We start from the raw sequence: 18,537 nt of genomic DNA, 5'->3' as shown, positions 1-18,537 counted from the left end.
TGGATGCCGGCGCGGCCGCCAGGGTTTAAGCCGCCTGGCAAAAACGATGGGCCGGCCGTGTTCAGGGTAACGCCGCCATCGCAGCACGCTTCGCTACAATCTTCATCTGCCTGAAGTCACCGGAACCCCCGCCGTGTCCCCATCGCCGTCCGCCTCCCCGCGTCCCAAGCCCGTCGTCCTGCTGATCCTGGATGGCTGGGGCCACCGCGAAGACCCCACCGACAACGCGCTGGCCCAGGCGGATCTGCCGAACTGGCGGCGCCTGCTGGCGACCGCGCCGCATACCCTGATCCATACCGAGGGCCGCCACGTCGGCCTGCCGGATGGTCAGATGGGCAATTCCGAGGTCGGCCACATGAACCTCGGCGCGGGTCGCATCGTCTACCAGGACCTGACCCGCATCGACGCCGCCATCGAGGATGGCAGCTTCTTCGACACCGCCGAGCTGGTGGCCGCCTGCGACGCCGCCAAGGCCGGCGGGCACGTCCTGCACCTGTTCGGCCTGCTTTCCCCGGGCGGCGTGCACAGCCACGAGAACCACATCTTCGCCATGCTCGAACTGGCCCACCGCCGGGGCGTGCCGAAGGTGGCCGTGCATGCCTTCCTGGACGGCCGCGATACCCCGCCGCAGTCGGCCGAGCCGAGCCTGCGCGCGTTGCAGGACCTGTGTACCCGCCTGGGCAATGCCGGGCTGGCCACGGTCAGCGGACGCTACTACGCGATGGATCGCGACAAGCGCTGGGATCGCGTGCGCAAAGCATGGGACGCGATCGTCGAGGCGCGCAGCGAATACCACGCCGCCGACGGCGTGGCCGCGCTGCGGGCCGCGTATGCGCGTGGCGAGAACGACGAGTTCGTGCTGCCGACGGTGATCGACGGCGCCCGGCCGATGGCCGATGGCGACGCGGTGGTGTTCATGAACTTCCGCGCCGATCGCGCGCGCCAGCTGACCGCCGCGTTCGTGTTGCCGGATTTCGATGGCTTCCAGGCCCGGCGTCCGCAGTTGTCGCGATTCGTCTGCCTGACCGAGTACGACGCGAAGCTGCCGGCGCCGGTGGCGTTCCCGCCGGACGATCTGCGCCACACGCTGGGCGAGCTGCTGGCCGAGCAGGGCCTGACCCAGCTGCGCATCGCCGAGACCGAGAAGTACGCGCACGTGACCTTCTTCTTCAGTGGTGGCCGCGAGGATCCCTTCGCCGGCGAGGAGCGCATCCTGGTGCCCAGCCCCAAGGTCGCGACCTACGATCTGCAGCCGGAAATGAGCTGTCCCGAACTGACCGCCAAGCTGGTGGACGCGATCGGCTCGGGCCGCTTCGACGTGATCGTCTGCAACATCGCCAATCCCGACATGGTCGGCCATAGCGGCGACCTGCACGCCGCGATCCTCGCCGCGCAGGCGGTGGACCAGGCCATCGGCGCGGTGGATGCGGCGGTGCGCGCCGCCCATGGCGCGATGATCATCACCGCCGATCACGGCAACCTGGAAATGATGCGGGATCCGGCGACCGGGCAGCCGCACACCGCCCATACGGTCGGTCCGGTGCCGCTGGTCTACGTGGGCGAACGCGCGGTGACGCTGCGTGCCGGCGGGGCCCTGCGCGATGTCGCGCCGACCCTGCTGGATCTGCTGGGCCTGCCCAAGCCGGCGGAGATGTCCGGCCAGTCGCTGCTCGCCGCCGCGCAATGACCCCGCGCCTGCTCCGTGCCGGCGTCGCCCTGCTGATCACGCTGGCCGTGATCAGCGGCGCAGCCCTGGCGCAGAGCCAGCGGGAGGCGCAGAAGCGCCTGGAAAAGGCGCGCGGCGAACTGAAATCGATTGCCCAGGAGCGGCGCAAGCTGGAAGGCGAGCGTGGCGACGCCTCGCGCAAGCTGCGCGAGGCCGACGAGCAGGTCGGCCGCAGCAGCCGCACGCTGTCGGAAACCGAATCCTCGCTGCGGCGCGAGGAAACCGCGCTGGCCGAACTGCAGCGCAAGCGCGGACGGATGCTGGAACACCTGGGAGGACAGCGCGAGCAACTGGCCGCGCTGGTGCGCTCGGCGTACATGGCCGGTGGCGATGCGCCGTTGAAGGTGCTGCTGTCGCAGGATCGCGCCGCCGACGCCAGCCGTACCCTGGCCTATCACGGTTATCTGCAGCGGGACCGGGCCGCGCGCATCGATTCCCTGACCACCGAGCTGCAGGCATTGGCGCAGGTGGAACAGGACATCGCCGCCCGCCGCGCGCAACTGGATGCGAACCGCCAGCGCCTGCGCGGGCAGGTGACCCAATTGCAACGGGATCGGCAGAGCCGGGCCAAGCTGGTGGCCGATCTGGACGAGCGCTATCAGGATCGATCGGTCCGGGAGAAGGCGCTTGGCCAGGACGTGCGCTCGCTGGAGCGCCTGCTCGCCAATCTGCGGGCGGCGGCGGCGCGCGCCGAAGCCGAACGCAGGGCCGCCGCGCGCAAGGCCGCCGAGGAACGCGCCCGCGCGCAGGCGCGTCCGGGCGCGCCGCGCGCTGCGGAAACCCCGTCGCGGTCACGCCCGGAAGTGGCCAACGCCCCGGCGCTGAAGGTCGGCGGCCTGGGCTGGCCTTTGTCCGGCAACCTTCTGGCCCGCTACGGCGGACGCATGCCGGACGGTCGCACCAGTTCCGGCGTGCTGATCGGCGCGCCCACCGGCAGCACGGTGACCGCGGTGGCCGACGGCACCGTGGTGTTCTCCGAGTGGATGACCGGCTATGGGCTGATCCTGATCATCGACCACGGCAACGGCTACATGAGCCTGTACGCGCACAACGAAAGCCTGCTGCGTGACACCGGGGATCGGGTCAAGCGCGGCGATCCGGTATCCAAGGTCGGCACGTCCGGCGGGCAGGGCACCCCGGCGCTGTACTTCGAGCTGCGTCGCAACGGCCAGCCGGTGGATCCGGGCAGCTGGCTGCAGCGGCGCTGAACCGGGACGCCATTCACGGCCGGTTCGCGCATAATCGGGCGAACTCCGTGGACCGCGCGGGGTCCATGGTTCCGCCGCTTTTCCCACGGAGTTTCAATGCGCTCTTCCCTGCCTCTGGCCCTGCTGTTCGCCCTCGCCGGCGCGCCCGCGTTCGCGCAAGAGACCGCCAAGGAACCGGAGGTGGGCGCCAGCGACGACCCCTCGGCCGCGGAAACCGCGCCCTCGAAGGTGCCGCTGGAGGAAATCCGCCGGTACGTGGCCGTGTTCAACGCGGTCAAGGAGGCCTACGTCGAGCCGGTGGATGATCGCAAGCTGATGCAGTCCGCCATCCGCGGCCTGCTGCTGGATCTGGATCCGCACAGCATCTACTTCGACAAGGAAGACGCGCAGGCGTACGACGAGCAGACCTCCGGCGCCTACGAAGGCATCGGCGTGGATCTGCTGCAGCAGCCCGACAACACCCTGCTGGTCGTTTCGCCCATCGACGACACGCCGGCGGCCAAGGCCGGCATCAAGGCCGGCGACCTGATCGTGGCCATCGACGGCAAGCCGATCGAGAAGACCGACGGCATGGAGCCGCTGCGCGGCAAGCCCGGCAGCAAGGTCACCCTGACGATCGTGCGCGAGGGGACCGCCAAGCCGTTCGACGTCAGCCTGGTGCGCGACACCATCCGCATCGCCAGCGTGCGCAGCCGCCTGCTCGAACCGGGGTACGGTTACGTGCGCATCAGCGCGTTCCAGACCGAGACCGCCGCCGATTTCCAGAAGCACGTCGCCGACCTGGAGGCCAAGGGCAGGCTGCGTGGACTGGTGCTGGACCTGCGCAGCAATCCCGGCGGCCTGTTGCTGGCGGCGGTGCAGATTGCCGACGACCTGCTCGACAAGGGCAACATCGTCTCCACCCGCGGCCGCATCGTGATCAGTGATTCGCGCTTCGACGCCACCCCCGGCGATCTGCTGGAAGGCGCGCCGGTGGTGGTGCTGGTGGACGCCGGTTCGGCTAGTGCCTCGGAAGTGTTGGCCGGCGCGCTGCGCGACAACCAGCGCGCGCGCATCGTCGGCAGCCGGACCTTCGGCAAGGGTTCGGTGCAGACCGTGCTGCCGCTGGACAACGGCGATTCGGTGAAGCTCACCACCGCGCGTTATTACACGCCCAGCGGCAAGTCGATCCAGGCGCGCGGCATCGTGCCGGACGTGGAGCTGCATCCGGAATCGACGACCCGGGCGCCGGAGCTCATCGACTACAGCGAAGCCACCCTGCCCGGCCACCTGCGTGGCGACGACGAGGGCCAGGAGGGCTATACCGCCGGTGAAGTGCTGGATGGCGAGAAGCCGATCACCGCCGCGCTGGCCGAACTGAAGAAACAGGCGGCGGCCGCGACGGGGAAGGCGCCGGCGGCCCGGCGCTGAGCGCGGAACCCGCTCAGGCCGGTCGTTCGGCCACCAGTCCGTACATCAGCGGCAGGCTGGGCATCGACGCCGGCGGATACATGCGCCGGCCCTCGCCTTCGCGCATGCCGTCGAATCCGCGCCAGCCATTGGCATACGGATACTCCCGCAACTGGCGCAGCGACAGGCCGGCGCGCAGCAGCGCGTCGACCACCTCGCCCAGGCTCCACTGGAATTCGTAACTCGGATGCGGATTGCGGAAGTCCCGCACGCCGGCTTCGTTCCCCGAGGGCGCCAGCGCTTCGCCGGACAGCGCCACGTAGTCGCTGACGCCGTCCTCCCAGACCAGCGGCTCGCCGTGGGCGAAGTACGGATACTTCGGTTGCCACTGCGGATCGAAGATCATCGCGACCGGATGGAACTCGACGCAGACGAGACGTCCGCCCGGTTCCAGCACCGCGGCCAGCCCGCGCGCCCATATGTCCAGATCCGACAGCCAGCAGAGCGCGCCGTAGGAACTGAAGGCGACATCGAATCGCCGTCCGGCGGCAACGGCCTGGTCGAACCAGTCATACACGTCGGCGCGCTCGAAGCCCGCCGCGATGCCGGCTTCGTCCGCCAACCGGCGCGCGAAGTCGATCGCGGTGTCGCTGATGTCCACGCCGGTGACCCGCGCGCCCAATCCGGCCAGGCTCAGGCTGTCCTGGCCGGCATTGCATTGCAGGTGCACCAGGCGCCGGCCGCCGATGTCGCCCAGCAGGGCGACTTCTTCCGGGAACAGCGTGCTGCCGCCGGCGCGGAAGAACGCCGCCTGATTGCGCTTGTGGCTGTTGTGGGCCACGGTGGCGGCGTTCCAGGAATGGCGGTTGCCTTCGTGCAGGTCCTTGCGCATGGCGGTTCCGGCGGAAGAGGGAGCGCCGATTCTAGGGCAACGGCTTCCTGCTCCGGGTGCGCTCAGGGCAGCGAGGGATCGCCCGCGATCGGCGCCGCGGGCGCGCCATGGTTGCGCATGATCCGGTTGAACAGCGGCGTGGCCATCAGCGTGGTCAGGATCGCCATGATGACCAGGATCGAGAACAGCCCGGGTTTGATCACGCCGGCCTGCAGCCCGATGTTGATGATGATCAGCTCCATCAGGCCGCGCGCGTTCATCAGCGCGCCGATGGCCATCGCATCGCGCGGCGGCTCGCCCGACAGCCGGGCGGCCGCCCAGCAGGCGATCGCCTTGCCGCCGAACGAGGCCAGCAGGATGGCCACGGCAGGCAGCAGCATCGCCGGATCCAGGAATACGGACAGTTCGGTCTTCAGCCCGGAATAGGTGAAGAACAGCGGCAGCAGGACCACCACCACCATCGGCTGCAGCAGCTCGCGCAGGCGCTCGGTGAGCGCGCCGCGCGGCAGGCAGACGCCGAGGATGAAACCACCGAACACGGCGTGGATGCCGATGGCGTCCATCGCCCAGGCGCACACGAAGAACAGGGCCATGACCCAGGCCAGCACCGAGGACGGCAGTGGCCCGTGTTCGGGGACGCGCGCGGCCAGTGGCTGCAGCAGGCGCCGCCCGGCCAGCAGCATGAAGCACAGATAGGCGATGCCGCCGCCGATGGCCAGCCACGCCTGCATCCAGCTGCCGCCGAAACTCGCCAGCACGATCGCCAGGATGCACCACGCCGCGGCGTCGTCCATGGCCCCGGCGGTCAGCGCCAGCGTACCCAGCGATGTTCCGGCCAACCCACGCTCGTGGATGATGCGCGCCAGCATCGGGAACGCCGTGATCGCGATGGCCGCGCCCAGGAACAGCGCGACTTCCAGGAAGCGGATCTTGTCCGAGAACAGCCCGGGCACATGCTGCAGCCAGGGCGCCAGCGCGAATGCCAGCAGGAACGGCACGGCGATGCCCGCCCACGACACCGCGATCGCGCTGCGATAGCGCGCGCGGAAATGGTCGGCGCGGAATTCGGTGCCGACCAGGAACATGTACATGCCCACGCCGACCTGGCCGCCGACATAGAGCATGTCCAGGGTGGGCTTGGGGAACAGCGCCAGTTGCGCCGCGGGCGCCAGCGCACCCAACAGCGACGGCCCCAGAGTGACGCCGGCGATCATTTCGCCGACCACCTGCGGTTGTCCGAAACGCTGCGCCAGGCGGCCGACCAGACGGCAGACCACGATGATGACGCCCGCCTGCAGGAAGAAGTAGACGGACAGCTGCGCAGTGGACATCAAGACGACCCCGGAACCCGACGCGCCATCATAGGCGGTCGGCGGGGCGGAGGAGCGTACCGGGGGTTACCGCGACGCTGCGGTCAGCGCGGCTTGGCCGGCAGCGGGAACGGCGTGACCACCTTCTCGCCGGTGGCGGCGTCGCGGATGGCCGACTGGCCTTTGCGCTCCACTTCCTCGACCCGGATGATGCTCTGCATCGGCAGGTGCAGCACCCGGGTGTCGCCAAACTCGTCGCGCAGGCGTTCCTCGGTGGGATCGACCACCACGCCGTCGTGCAGATCGAACACCAGCTCGCCCACTTCGGTGAAACCCCACAGGCCGCTGGCGCCCACGTGGCCCGCGTAGAGTTCGTAGACCTTGTTGTGGTTGAGGAAAGTGACCTTGTAGAGCTTCTTCGCCATGGGCCGGGAACAGGAATGCGATGCGGTGAGCAGGAGATGTGGCCGCCCGCCGGCGGTTCAATAGCCCTGCCGCTTGCGCAGGCGCCGGGCGATGGCGGCGCGGACGAACAGGGCGAATACCACCCCGAACAGGAAACCGGCGATGTGCGCCGACCACGCCACCGCGCCGAACGCGGGGCCGGTGTACGCGAACACGACCTGCAGAAGCGCCCAGATGCCGATCAGCAGCGAGGCCGGCGCCTTCACGAATTCCAGGAACAGGCCCAGCGGCAGCACCACGCCCAGCTTGGCGGTCGGGAACAGCGCCAGGTAGGCGCCAATCACCGCCGAGACCGCGCCGCTGGCGCCGATCACCACCCGGTCGGGCGCGCCGATGGTCAGCACCGCGGCCAGGTTGGCGACCGCGCCGCCGAGCAGGAACAGGACAAGGAAGCGCCAGGGTCCCATCGTCCGCTCCGCCGGCATCCCGAAGATCAACAGGAACACCAGGTTGCCCAGCAGATGGGCCCAGTCCGCGTGCAGGAACAGCGCGGTGAACAGGCGCAGCACGCTGCCGTCCTGCAGGTCCGCCAGCCAGGCCGGCAGCGAGGTCAGCCCGCCCGACAGCGCGCCCCATTCCTGCAGCAGGCGCGCGCGGTCCGGCTGCATCGCCGCCCACAGGAACGCCAGCCACAGCAGCCCCAGCAACGTGGGGGTGGCCCAGCGCAACGAGGGCTTCCGGCGGGAGGGCAGGGACACGAACATGCCGGCTCACTTTACCTCGCACCGGCTGTCGCCCGGCGTATTTCCCTGTTCAGGAATCTCCTCCGGACCGTGCCATGAGTTTGTTAGCTTTCGGTTAGCGGACGTGCGTATACTGCATACGGCGTCGTATGTCGGGAGGGGCTTCCGGCGGACGAACCGGCGGGCATAACGCCGGGCGTTCCAGCGACGCATTGACCGCAACCCACGTCCTCCGGAGAGAGACACCATGCATTCCGTCAACAGTTTTGCCCGTATTTCCGCGCTGGCCTTCGGCATCGCCGGCGTCTTGGCTTTCGGTCAGGCGCACGGCGCCGCATTCCAGCTGAAGGAAAACAGCGCCAAGGGCCTCGGCCGCGCATTCGCCGGTTCCGGCAGCGCCCCGGGCGACGCCTCGGTGATCGCGACCAATCCGGCCGCCATGCGCCACCTGAAGGAAACCCAGTTCCAGGCTGACGTCAGCGCCATCAGCTTCTCGGCTGATTTCAAGGGCGGCGGCCGCCTGCCGAGCTTCACCACCGGCCCGGGCACCGGCGCTCCGCTCACCGGCGGCAACGGCGGCGACGCCGGCACCATCGCCGCGGTCCCGGCTGCCTACTTCCACACCATGATCGGCGAGAAGGCCCACCTGGGCGCTTCGCTGACCGTGCCGTTCGGCTTCAAGACCGAATACGACCGCAACTGGGTCGGCCGCTACCACGGCGTCAAGACCGACCTGAAGACGGCCGACCTCGGCCTGGCCTTCTCCTACGACGTGAACCCGTACGTGTCCTTCGGCGCCTCGGTGTTCGTCGAGCGCCTGGAAGTGGATCTGAGCAACATGGTCGACCTGAGCACCGCCGTGGTGTCCTCGGCGCCGGCCGCGCAGCGTCCGACCCTGATCGGGATGGGCTTCGTGCCGGGCAGCGCCGACGTCTACTCGCAGCTGGAAGGCAGCAGCAATGACTGGGGCTTCACCGTCGGCGGCCTGTTCAGCGTCAACGAGCAGACCCACCTGGGCCTGAGCTACCGCTCCAAGGTCAAGCACGAGATCACCAACGGCAAGGCCAAGTTCACCGCCACCAACACCCAGGCCACCCAGGGCCTGGCGCTGATGGCGCCGCGCGGCGTGTTCGTCAACACCGGTGGTCGCGCCACCATCGAACTGCCGGCTTCGGCGACCCTGAGCTTCACCCGCCAGGTCAACGACAAGCTGACCATCATGGCCGACGTGTCGCGCACCTTCTGGAAGCCGTCGTTCGACGCCGTGACGGTCGACTTCGCGTCCAACCAGCCGAACAACGTGCTGCCGTTCCATTACCGCGACACCACCTTCAGCTCGATCGGCGCCGACTACCGTCTGAACGACACGCTGACCCTGCGCGGCGGCGTGGCCTATGACCAGACCCCGACCACCGCCGAGCACCGCGACGTGCGCGTGCCCGACACCAGCCGCAAGTGGCTGTCGCTGGGCCTGACCTGGGCGCCGTCGGAGAAGGCCGAGTACAGCTTCGGCTACACCCACCTGTTCACCAAGGATCCGACGGTGAACCTGCGTTCGGCCACCGGCAGCACGCTGGTCGGCTCCTACGACGTGGCGGGCGATGTGCTGGCGGCTTCGATCAACTACAAGTTCTGATCGCGCGCGGCTTCATCGATGCAATCCGGAAAACCCCGCTTCGGCGGGGTTTTTCTTTTGCGCGCCCACCAAGACGCGCGAGCGCGTCCCCGGCGGTGGGCTGGAGGATGCGTGCCGGCTCAGCGCGCCGGCGCGGGATGCAGCCGCAGTTCGATGCAGTTGCGTCCGTTGCGCTTGGCCGCGTAGAGCGCCTCGTCCGCCAGCCGCATCATGTCGTTGAACACGGTATGGCGGTGGCGCGTATGGGCGATGCCCAGGCTGACGGTGATCCGGAATGCCGGTGAAGCGAATTCCAGCGACATCACCTGGGTACGGATGCGTTCCGCCAGCAGATGGGCGACTTCCGGCGAGGTCTCGCGCAGGACCAGCATGAATTCCTCGCCGCCCAGTCGCACGAACAGATCGTCGCTGCGGATGCATCCGCGCACGACGTCGGAGAATCGCTGCAGCACCCGGTCGCCGGTCTGGTGGCCATGGTGATCGTTGACCGCCTTGAAATGATCCAGATCCAGCGCGACCACCGCGAGGCCGCCTTCCAGGGTGACGAAGCGCGCGCTGGAACGCAGTTCGCTGTCCAGGCCACGGCGATTGAGCGCGCCGGTCAGCGGATCGAACAGCGCGCTCTGGCGCAACGATTCGGCGGCACGGAAGCTGGCCAGCATCAGCATGCAGAAATTGAGCATGAACCAGATCGACAGATCCGCGTTCACCCAGGACGGATTCGGTCCGTAGCGTCCGGTCAGCGCATGCGCCAGGTCGCGGCCATAGAGATAGAGCAGCGCCACGCAGGCGATCATCATCAGTCGCGCGGGCACGTGATCCGGTCCGGTCCGCAGCAGGCGCAACTGCCAGATCATCACCGCCAGCGCGAATACCTCCACCGCGCTCATCGCCGCGCCCTGGGCATCGCTGTCGCCATAGAGCACCCAACCGCCCAGCGGCAGCGCCAGCGCCAGCGGCATCAGCGCGCGTTCGACGGGAAGCAGCGCGCGCTGGTGCACGAACTGGATCACCGACCAGGCCAGGCCGATCAGGCCGGCGCAGGCCAGCACTCCGCCCAGCCCGGCGATGACGCGCGCCAGTTCCGGCGAACCGGATTGCGAGACGACCTGCGCGGTGCCGTCGAGCAGGGCGGCGCCCAGCGAATAGACGAAATGCGCCACGCCCCAGGCGGTGATGCCGCGCACGCCGCGCGACACCCTCGACACGTAGAAGAAGAGTCCCAGCAGTACCGCCGCCAGCGCGCAATCGCTGATCAGCAAGTGGTAGAAATCGGTGGTCATGAAGCCGGTTCTGCCCGTGTGGCCCGTGCAACGTCCTGTTTAATGCCACAACGCAGAACGCGGCGGATTCCGGCTATCGGATTTCATGGGCGGCGCGGGCCCTGGGCCGGACGCGGGTGGGAAGGCGTCGGCGGGTTCAGGGATGGATTTCGACCCGGTTGCGGCCCTTGCGCTTGGCCGCGTACAGGGCGTCGTCGGCGCGCCGCATCAGTTCGACGAAGGGTTCGCCCTCGCTGTCGCTGGTGGCGATGCCCAGGCTGATCGTCACCCGGAACGGCCGTCCCTCGGACGGAGTGAAATCCAGCCGCATCATCTGGTTGCGCAGGCGTTCGGCCAGTTGCCGCGCGGTTTCGCGGTCGGTGCCGGGCATCACCACCGCGAATTCCTCGCCGCCCATGCGCGCGAACAGCTGATCGCTGCGCAGGCTGCCGCGCACGGATTCGCTGAAGCGCTGGAGCACGCGGTCGCCGGTATCGTGGCCGTGGCGATCGTTGATGGTCTTGAAATGGTCCAGATCGATGGCGATCACGGTCAGCCCGCGATCGTCGCGTTCCAGCCAGGTGCTCAGCTCGCCGTGCAGGCCCCGCCGGTTGAGGGCGCTGGTCAGGGGATCGAACATGGCGCTGAGCTTCAGCGACTCGGCGGCGCGGAAACTGCTCAGCATCAGCATGCAGAAATTGAGCATGAACCAGATCGACAGATCCACGCTGACCCAGATTTCGTCGAAGCCGAACTGGCTGAACGACCAGCCGGGCACCACGCTGCCGTACAGCGCCGCCAGCAGGCCGCAACCCAGCATCATCATCCGCGCCGGCAGGCGGTAGGGATCATCGCGCAGCACGCGCAGGTGCCACAGCATCCACAGCAGCACCACCAGTTCGACGCAATTGAGCGCCACGCTCTGCGCTTCCCAGTCTCCGCCCAGGGCCCAGATCAGCAGCGGTATGCCAGCGGCAATCGGGACCGCGGCCGTTTCGCCCGGATGCAGCGGACGCCGCTGGACGAACCGCACGACCGCCCAGCCGAGCCCGGCCATGCCGCCACACAGGATGGTGGCGCCCACATGCGTGGAAAGTTCGGCCGCCGTGGCCAGGCCGGCGCTCTCGAAACCCGCGGTACCGGCGTCCAGGAGCGTCGCGCCGACCGTGTAGAAGAGGTGGGCGGTGCCCCAGGTGAGGATGCCCTGGACATTGCGCGACACCCGGGCCACGTACCAGAACAGGACGAACAGGACGACCGCCAGCAGGCAGTCGCTCAACAGCGTCAACAGCACCGACAAGCTCATCCGACCGCCGGCTCCCCCCGGATCCTCACCAGCATGTTATCGGCACTGCGTCACAAAACAACAGGGCCGCGCAAGGCGGCCCTGTCGGGGAGCGACGGCGCGCCGGCCGATCCGGGGCTCAGTCGCCCAGGGTCAGCAGCGAGGCGTTGCCGCCGGCGGCGGTGGTGTTGACCGTCACCGTCTTCTCGGTGGCGAAACGGGGCAGGTAGTGCGGGCCGCCGGCCTTCGGACCGGTGCCGGACAGGCCCTGGCCGCCGAACGGCTGCACGCCCACGACCGCGCCGATCTGGTTGCGGTTGACGTAGACGTTGCCCACCTTCACCCGCGCGGCGATGCGGTCGATCGTCTCGTCGATGCGCGAATGCACGCCCAGGGTCAGGCCGTAGCCGGTGGCGTTGATGGCGTCGATCACCTGATCCAGCTGATCGGCCTTCCAGCGCACCACGTGCAGCGCCGGGCCGAAGATCTCGCGGTGCAGCTGGTCCAGCGACTTCAGCTCCCAGGCGCGCGGCGCGAAGAAGGTGCCGTGGGCGGCGTCCTCGCCCAGGTGGGCCTGCTTGATCAGGCGGGCCTCGCCGGCCATGCGGGCGGCGTGGTCTTCCAGGATCTTCAGCGCGTCGGCGTCGATCACCGGGCCGACATCGGTGGACAGCAGGCCGGGGTCGCCGACCTTCAGCTCGTCCATCGCGCCGGCCAGCATCGTCATCACCTTGTCGGCGATGTCGTCCTGCACGAACAGCACGCGCGCGGCCGAGCAACGCTGGCCGGCGGAGGTGAAGGCCGAGCCGATGGCGTCCTTGACCAGTTGCTCCGGCAGCGCCGAGGAGTCGGCGATGAAGGCGTTCTGGCCGCCGGTCTCGGCGATCAGCACGCCGATGGCGGCGTCACGCGCGGCCAGCGCGCGGTTGATCGCGCGGGCGGTCTCGGTGGAACCGGTGAAGGCCACGCCGGCCACGCGCGGATCCTTCGTGAGCGCGGCGCCGACGGTGGCGCCGTCGCCGGGCAGGAACTGCAGCACGGCTTCCGGCACGCCGGCTTCGTGCAGCAGCTTCACCGCCGCATGGCCGATCAGGTTGGTCTGCTCGGCCGGCTTGGCGATGACGCTGTTGCCGGCGGCCAGCGCGGCGCTGACCTGACCGAGGAAGATCGCCAGCGGGAAATTCCACGGGCTGATGCAGACGAACACGCCGCGGCCATGCAGCTGCAGTTCGTTGGACTCGCCGGTCGGGCCGGGCAGGCGTTCGGCGGCGCCGAACTGCGCGCGCGCCTGGGCGCCGTAGTAGCGCAGGAAATCGACCGCTTCGCGCACTTCGGCGACGCTGTCGGGCAGGGTCTTGCCGGCTTCCTTCACGCACAGCGCGATGTATTCGGGCATGCGCTGCTCCAGCAGGTCGGCGGCATGCTCCAGGATCGCCGCGCGGCTGGCGGCCGGCGTGCGGTCCCAGGCCGGCTGCGCGGCCACCGCGTTCTGCAGCGCCTTTTCCACGGACGCGCTGTCGGCCGGCTGCCATTCGCCGACGGTCTGGCGGCGATCGGCCGGATTGGTCACCGCCAGCGCCGCGGTCGCGACCACCGCGCCGGGCACCAGCGGCGCGGCCCGCCACGGCTTGACGGCGGCGTTGACGCGCTCGGCCAGTGCACGCAGGTCGTTGTCGTTGGCGAGATTGGCGCCCATGGAGTTGTTCCTGTCAGAAGTCGGGATGGGGGCTGCCTGGTTGCGGAAGAGGTCACGCGGCAGCGGGATGCGGGGATGCGGAATCGAGTCGAACGCGGACACGGTTTCCACCGGGTCGCGAATCAGATCCTCGATGGCCACGCCCTCGTCGGTGATGCGATTGACGAAGCTGGAATTGGCGCCGTTCTCCAGCAGGCGGCGGACCAGATAAGGCAGCAGGTCCTCGTGCGAACCGACCGGGGCGTACACGCGGCAGGGCACGCCCAGGCGATCGGCTGGAATTACTTCCGCGTACAGATCGTCCCCCATGCCGTGCAGCTTCTGGTGCTCGTAGGGACGGCCCCGCGCGATCGAGCGGATCGCGGCGATGGTCTGCGCGTTGTGGGTGGCGAACATCGGATACAGCGCGTCGCCGTGCTCGAACATGCGGCGCGCGTTGGCCAGGTAGGACACGTCGGTGTTCGGCTTGCGGGTGAACACCGGATAGCCCGGATGACCGTCGATCTGGGCGCGCTTGACCTCGGCGTCCCAGTACGCGCCCTTGACCAGGCGCACCGGCATGCGCCGGCCCACGCGGCGGGCCAGGTCGGCGAGAAAGTCGATCACGTACGGCGTGCGCTTCTGGTAGGCCTGTACCGCCAGTCCGTAGCCTTCCCATCCGTCCAGCGACGTGTCGGAGAAGGTGGCTTCGATCAGGTCCAGCGACAGCTCCAGGCGATCAGCCTCCTCCGCATCGATGGTGAAGCCGATGCCATAGGACTTGGCCAGCTGCGCCAGTTCCAGGATGCCCGGCGCCAGCTCCTTCATCACCCGCGCGCGCTTGGCGTGCTCGTAGCGCGGATGCAGGGCGGACAACTTGATGGAAATGCTGGGGGCGGCGAACACGTCGGGGAAGGGGCCCCCCGCATCGCCTTGGCGGTGCGGACGGGTGTGCTCGCCGATGGCGTGGATCGCCTTGCGGTAGGCCTCCAGGTAGCGCGCGGCGTCCTTCGAGGTCAGCGCGCCTTCGCCCAGCATGTCGAACGAATACCGGTAGTTGGCGTTGTCGCCCTTGCGCGAGCGGCCCAGGGCTTCCTCGATGGTCCGGCCCATCACGAACTGGTGGCCCATGATGCGCATGGCCTGGCGTACCGCCAGCCGGATGACCGGTTCGCCGACCCGGCCGATCAGGCGCTTGAACGCGCCGGGCACGTCGTGGCGGGTCAGATCGTTGAGGTTGACCAGCTTGCCGGTCAGCATCAGGCCCCAGGTGGACGCGTTGACCAGCACCGAATCGCTCTGGCCCAGGTGCTTTTCCCAGTCGGCGTCGCCCAGCTTGTCGCGGATCAGCTTGTCGGCGGTCTCCTGGTCGGGAATGCGCAGCAGCGCCTCGGCCACGCACATCAGCAGCACGCCTTCCTCGCTGCCCAGGTCGTACTGGCGCATGAAGGCCTCGATGGCGCCCTGGTCCTGCGCGCGCGCGCGGACCCGCTTGACCAGATCGGCGGCCAGCGCCTGCGCGCGGGCCTGCTCGTCCGCCGGCAGGCGGGCCTGGGCCAGCAGTTCGCGCACATGCTCGGTCTCATCGCGCAGCCAGGCCGCGGTGATGGCGGCCCGCAGCGCCGGCGGCGGGGCGGGGAGTTCGGGGGAAACGATGCCGGCGGGCGCCGGCGGCGGGGCCGCCTCGGTGCCGGGCTGGGGCTGGGAGCTCATGAACGTCTTCGGAAGCGGGCGATGGAGCCGGATAGTGTAGTGAGCCGGGGCACCGTTCGCGAACGGATGGAAGCGCATGGCGCCGGTCTTTCCCGGCCCTTCCCGGCGCGGGCGGCCGGAACCGCCCGGCGCCGTCCCGCCATTGACCGAGATCATTGCAACTTGCCGCAACAGGGGGGTGAGGCTAACATTTAGAGGTTTTCCGCGGCCTCGTTGCGCGGTTGGCAGCATGATCGAAGTGCTTCCGTCATTGCCGGGTATCCACGGCGCGCGGCTCCGGCTGCGTCCGCCCCGGGCGTTGACGGCCCGCCAGTTCGTGGCCTTGTTCGCCGCGCTGGCCGGGGCGATGTGGCTGGTGGCCCTGCTGGGCTGGCTGGCCGGCAACGCCTTCGCACCGGCCTTCGCCCTGCTGCACAGCGCACTGGTGGCCGCGGCGTTGCGCTGGCTATGGCGCAGCGGCGAGCGGAGTGAGGACATCACCATTGGTCCGGAGGTCGTGGAAGTCAGCCGCCCCCCCGAGACCGGGACGGTGTTCCGGGCGCATCCGTATTGGGTGCGGCTCCGTATCGAAGCGGATGGCGAAAGGATTTCGCTGGCTTCCAGCGGTCGCCGGGTCGAGGTGGGCAATTTCCTCGGTCCGGGCGAACGCCGGCAGCTGGCGGACAAGTTGCAGGATTTACTGGCGGCTGCGAGTGGCCGCAACCGATGACGCATTTGGGGTCTAGGCAATGACGCAATTGAATGGGTATTGGAAGCGTTTGATGACGGCCTGCGCACTGCTGGCTCTGCCGGCGCTGGCTTGGGCGCAGTCGGCGGACCCGAAGCCGTGGCAGCTGAACATGGGCAAGGGCGTCACCGCCTCGTCCCAGCATGCCTACGACGCGCACATGGTGGCGCTGATCGTGTGCGTCGTGATCGGCATCATCGTGTTCGGCGCGATGGCCTACGCGATGTTCAAGTTCCGCAAGTCCAAGGGAGCGGTGGCCGCGCAGTTCAGCCACAACACCACCGCGGAAATCATCTGGACCGTCATCCCGGTGCTGATCCTGGTGGTCATGGCCTGGCCGGCGACCGCCAAGCTGATCGCCATGTACGACACCCGCGATTCCGAGATGACCGTCAAGGTCACCGGTTACCAGTGGATGTGGAAGTACGAGTACCTGGGCGAGGACGTGGCCTTCACCAGCCGCCTGGACCGCGAGTCCGACCGCATCCGCCAGAGCGGCGAGCGGCCGGATCTGGCCAAGAACCCGCACTACCTGCTGGACGTGGACAATGAACTCGTCCTGCCGGTCAACACCAAGATCCGCTTCGTGATCACCGCCGACGACGTCATCCACGCCTGGTGGGTGCCGGCGCTGGGCTGGAAGCAGGACGCGATCCCGGGCATCGTCAACGAGGCCTGGACCGACATCAAGGAACCGGGCGTCTACCGCGGCCAGTGCGCCGAGCTGTGCGGCAAGGACCACGGTTTCATGCCGATCGTCGTGCGCGCGGTGCCGAAGGAAGAATTCCAGAAGTGGCTGGCTGCGAAGAAGCCGGCTCCGGCCCCCGCTCCGGCTCCGGCGGCTCCCGCCGCGCCGGCGGAACAAGCCGCGCCCGCCGATGGCCAGGCCGCTCCGGCCCCGGCCACCGACGCCGCCCCCACCAGCGAGCAGGCCGCGCCTCCGGCGCAGGCCTAATCGTCCGCTACAGCTGCAAGAGATCACGAACATGGCCCATACCGCCGTCGATCACCACGACGATCACCACGGTCACCAGCAGAGCTTCATCGAGCGTTGGTTCTTTTCGACCAACCACAAAGACATCGGTACGCTCTACCTGATTTTCAGCTTCATCATGTTCATCATCGGCGCGGGTATGTCGGTGATCATCCGTGCGGAGCTGATGACCCCGGGCCTGCAGTTCGTCAAGCCCGAGTTCTTCAACCAGATGACCACGGTGCACGCGCTGGTCATGATCTTCGGCGGCGTGATGCCGGCCTTCGTCGGCCTGGCCAACTGGATGATTCCGCTGCAGATCGGCGCGCCGGACATGGCGCTGCCGCGCATGAACAACTGGTCCTTCTGGATCATGCCGTTCGCCTTCAGCATGCTGCTGCTGACCCTGTTCCTGCCGGGCGGCGCGCCCGCCGGCGGCTGGACCCTGTACCCGCCGCTGTCGCTGCAGGGCGGCGCCAACGTGGCCTTCAGCATCTTCGCCATCCACATGATGGGCGTCAGCTCGATCATGGGCGCGATCAACATCATCGCGACCGTGCTGAACATGCGCGCCCCGGGCATCGATCTGCTGAAGATGCCGATCTTCTGCTGGACCTGGCTGATCACCGCGTTCCTGCTGATCGCCGTGATGCCGGTGCTGGCCGGTGCGGTCACCATGCTGCTGACCGACAAGTTCTTCGGCACCAGCTTCTTCAACGCCGCCGGCGGCGGCGACCCGGTGATGTACCAGCACATCTTCTGGTTCTTCGGTCACCCCGAGGTCTACATCATGATCCTGCCGGCGTTCGGCGTCGTGTCGGAGATCATCCCGACCTTCGCGCGCAAGCCGCTGTTCGGCTATCAGGCCATGGTGTATGCGACCGCTTCGATCGCGTTCCTGAGCTTCATCGTCTGGGCGCACCACATGTTCGTGGTCGGCATGCCGCTCGGCGGCGAGCTGTACTTCATGTATGCGACGATGCTGATTGCGATCCCGACCGGCGTGAAGGTATTCAACTGGGTGTCGACGATGTGGGGCGGCTCGATGACGTTCGAGACGCCGATGCTGTTCGCGATCGCGTTCGTCATCCTGTTCACGATCGGCGGCTTCTCGGGCGTCATGTGCGCGATCGTGCCGGCCGACTTCCAGTACCAGGACACCTATTTCGTCGTCGCCCACTTCCACTACGTGCTGGTCACCGGCGCGGTGTTCGCGATCATGGCGTCGGCGTACTACTGGCTGCCGAAGTGGTGCGGCAACATGTACTCGGAGCGCTGGGGCAAGATCCACTTCTGGTCGAGCGTGATCTCGGTCAACGTGCTGTTCTTCCCGCAGCACTTCCTCGGCCTGGCCGGCATGCCGCGCCGCATTCCCGACTACAACGTCGCGTTCGCCGACTTCAACATGATCTCGTCGATCGGCGGCTTCTGGTTCGGCGCGAGCCAGCTCATCTTCGTCGGCGTGGTGATCCACGCGGTGTACTTCTCGAAGAACCGCGCGACGACCCAGGTATGGGAAGGCGCGCACGGTCTCGAGTGGACGGTGCCGTCGCCGGCACCGCACCACACGTTCACGGTGCCGCCGGTGATTCG

The 18,537-nt window shown here is 68.3% G+C and carries 14 protein-coding genes; 7 read left to right on the top strand and 7 right to left on the bottom strand.

Annotated elements, in window-relative coordinates; translation table 11 throughout:
• The first annotated feature begins 133 nt into the window (after positions 1–133).
• The 3 genes from gpmI to ACTHN1_RS02160 all read left to right on the top strand — a co-directional run bounded on the left by gpmI (position 134) and on the right by ACTHN1_RS02160 (position 4,344).
• Positions 134–1,687: a 2,3-bisphosphoglycerate-independent phosphoglycerate mutase gene (gpmI, locus tag ACTHN1_RS02170; protein ID WP_440469333.1), complete on the top strand. Its 1,554-nt coding sequence runs from the start codon at positions 134–136 to the stop codon at positions 1,685–1,687.
• Positions 1,684–2,934 carry a murein hydrolase activator EnvC family protein gene (locus ACTHN1_RS02165; RefSeq protein WP_440469332.1) on the top strand — a complete coding sequence of 417 codons (1,251 nt, stop codon included), beginning with the start codon at positions 1,684–1,686 and terminating at the stop codon, positions 2,932–2,934. The genes gpmI and ACTHN1_RS02165 overlap by 4 nt, the downstream gene beginning before the upstream one ends.
• A 96-nt stretch (positions 2,935–3,030) precedes the next feature.
• Positions 3,031–4,344 (top strand): S41 family peptidase, encoded by a 1,314-nt coding sequence (locus ACTHN1_RS02160; protein ID WP_440469331.1) that lies wholly within the window; start codon positions 3,031–3,033, stop codon positions 4,342–4,344.
• A gap of 13 nt (positions 4,345–4,357) precedes the next feature.
• Here ACTHN1_RS02160 and ACTHN1_RS02155 read toward each other — a convergent pair whose 3' ends face one another.
• The 4 genes from ACTHN1_RS02155 to ACTHN1_RS02140 form a co-directional block, all read right to left on the bottom strand.
• Positions 4,358–5,215 (bottom strand): class I SAM-dependent methyltransferase, encoded by an 858-nt coding sequence (locus ACTHN1_RS02155; RefSeq protein WP_440469330.1) that lies wholly within the window; start codon positions 5,213–5,215, stop codon positions 4,358–4,360.
• A 62-nt stretch (positions 5,216–5,277) separates the two neighbouring features.
• On the bottom strand, positions 5,278–6,546 hold the full coding sequence (locus ACTHN1_RS02150; RefSeq protein ID WP_440469329.1) for a cation:proton antiporter: 1,269 nt from the start codon (positions 6,544–6,546) through the stop codon (positions 5,278–5,280).
• A gap of 83 nt (positions 6,547–6,629) precedes the next feature.
• A complete protein-coding gene (locus ACTHN1_RS02145) occupies positions 6,630–6,950 on the bottom strand; it encodes a DUF1820 family protein (RefSeq protein ID WP_440469328.1) in 321 nt (106 codons plus the stop codon).
• 57 nt (positions 6,951–7,007) lie between these two features.
• Positions 7,008–7,694: a rhomboid family intramembrane serine protease gene (locus ACTHN1_RS02140; protein ID WP_440469327.1), complete on the bottom strand. Its 687-nt coding sequence runs from the start codon at positions 7,692–7,694 to the stop codon at positions 7,008–7,010.
• Positions 7,695–7,920: 226 nt separating this feature from the next.
• Between ACTHN1_RS02140 and ACTHN1_RS02135 the strand changes: the two genes are divergently transcribed.
• Positions 7,921–9,309, top strand: coding sequence for an outer membrane protein transport protein (locus tag ACTHN1_RS02135; RefSeq protein WP_440469326.1), 1,389 nt, complete (start codon positions 7,921–7,923; stop codon positions 9,307–9,309).
• A gap of 119 nt (positions 9,310–9,428) precedes the next feature.
• Here the strand turns inward: ACTHN1_RS02135 and ACTHN1_RS02130 are convergent, their stop codons facing one another.
• The 3 genes from ACTHN1_RS02130 to putA all read right to left on the bottom strand — a co-directional run bounded on the left by ACTHN1_RS02130 (position 9,429) and on the right by putA (position 15,244).
• Positions 9,429–10,592, bottom strand: a complete 1,164-nt coding sequence (locus ACTHN1_RS02130; RefSeq protein ID WP_440469325.1) for a diguanylate cyclase — start codon at positions 10,590–10,592, stop codon at positions 9,429–9,431.
• A 136-nt stretch (positions 10,593–10,728) separates the two neighbouring features.
• Positions 10,729–11,877: a diguanylate cyclase gene (locus tag ACTHN1_RS02125; RefSeq protein ID WP_440469324.1), complete on the bottom strand. Its 1,149-nt coding sequence runs from the start codon at positions 11,875–11,877 to the stop codon at positions 10,729–10,731.
• Positions 11,878–11,995: 118 nt separating this feature from the next.
• Positions 11,996–15,244 carry a bifunctional proline dehydrogenase/L-glutamate gamma-semialdehyde dehydrogenase PutA gene (gene putA / locus ACTHN1_RS02120; RefSeq protein ID WP_440469323.1) on the bottom strand — a complete coding sequence of 1,083 codons (3,249 nt, stop codon included), beginning with the start codon at positions 15,242–15,244 and terminating at the stop codon, positions 11,996–11,998.
• A gap of 229 nt (positions 15,245–15,473) precedes the next feature.
• Between putA and ACTHN1_RS02115 the strand changes: the two genes are divergently transcribed.
• The 3 genes from ACTHN1_RS02115 to ctaD all read left to right on the top strand — a co-directional run.
• Positions 15,474–15,953, top strand: coding sequence for a DUF2244 domain-containing protein (locus ACTHN1_RS02115; RefSeq protein ID WP_440469322.1), 480 nt, complete (start codon positions 15,474–15,476; stop codon positions 15,951–15,953).
• Between the two features lie 19 nt (positions 15,954–15,972).
• Positions 15,973–16,926, top strand: a complete 954-nt coding sequence (coxB, locus tag ACTHN1_RS02110) for a cytochrome c oxidase subunit II (protein ID WP_440469321.1) — start codon at positions 15,973–15,975, stop codon at positions 16,924–16,926.
• 31 nt (positions 16,927–16,957) lie between these two features.
• On the top strand, positions 16,958–18,537 hold a 1,580-nt coding region (ctaD, locus tag ACTHN1_RS02105; RefSeq protein ID WP_440469320.1), incomplete at its 3' end, for a cytochrome c oxidase subunit I.

The sequence above is a fragment of the Pseudoxanthomonas sp. genome, assembly GCF_051953815.1.
Taxonomy (GTDB): Bacteria; Pseudomonadota; Gammaproteobacteria; order Xanthomonadales; family Xanthomonadaceae; genus Pseudoxanthomonas_A.
Note: the sequence above shows the minus strand (reverse complement) of the source record. Positions and strands in the feature narration are given on the sequence as shown.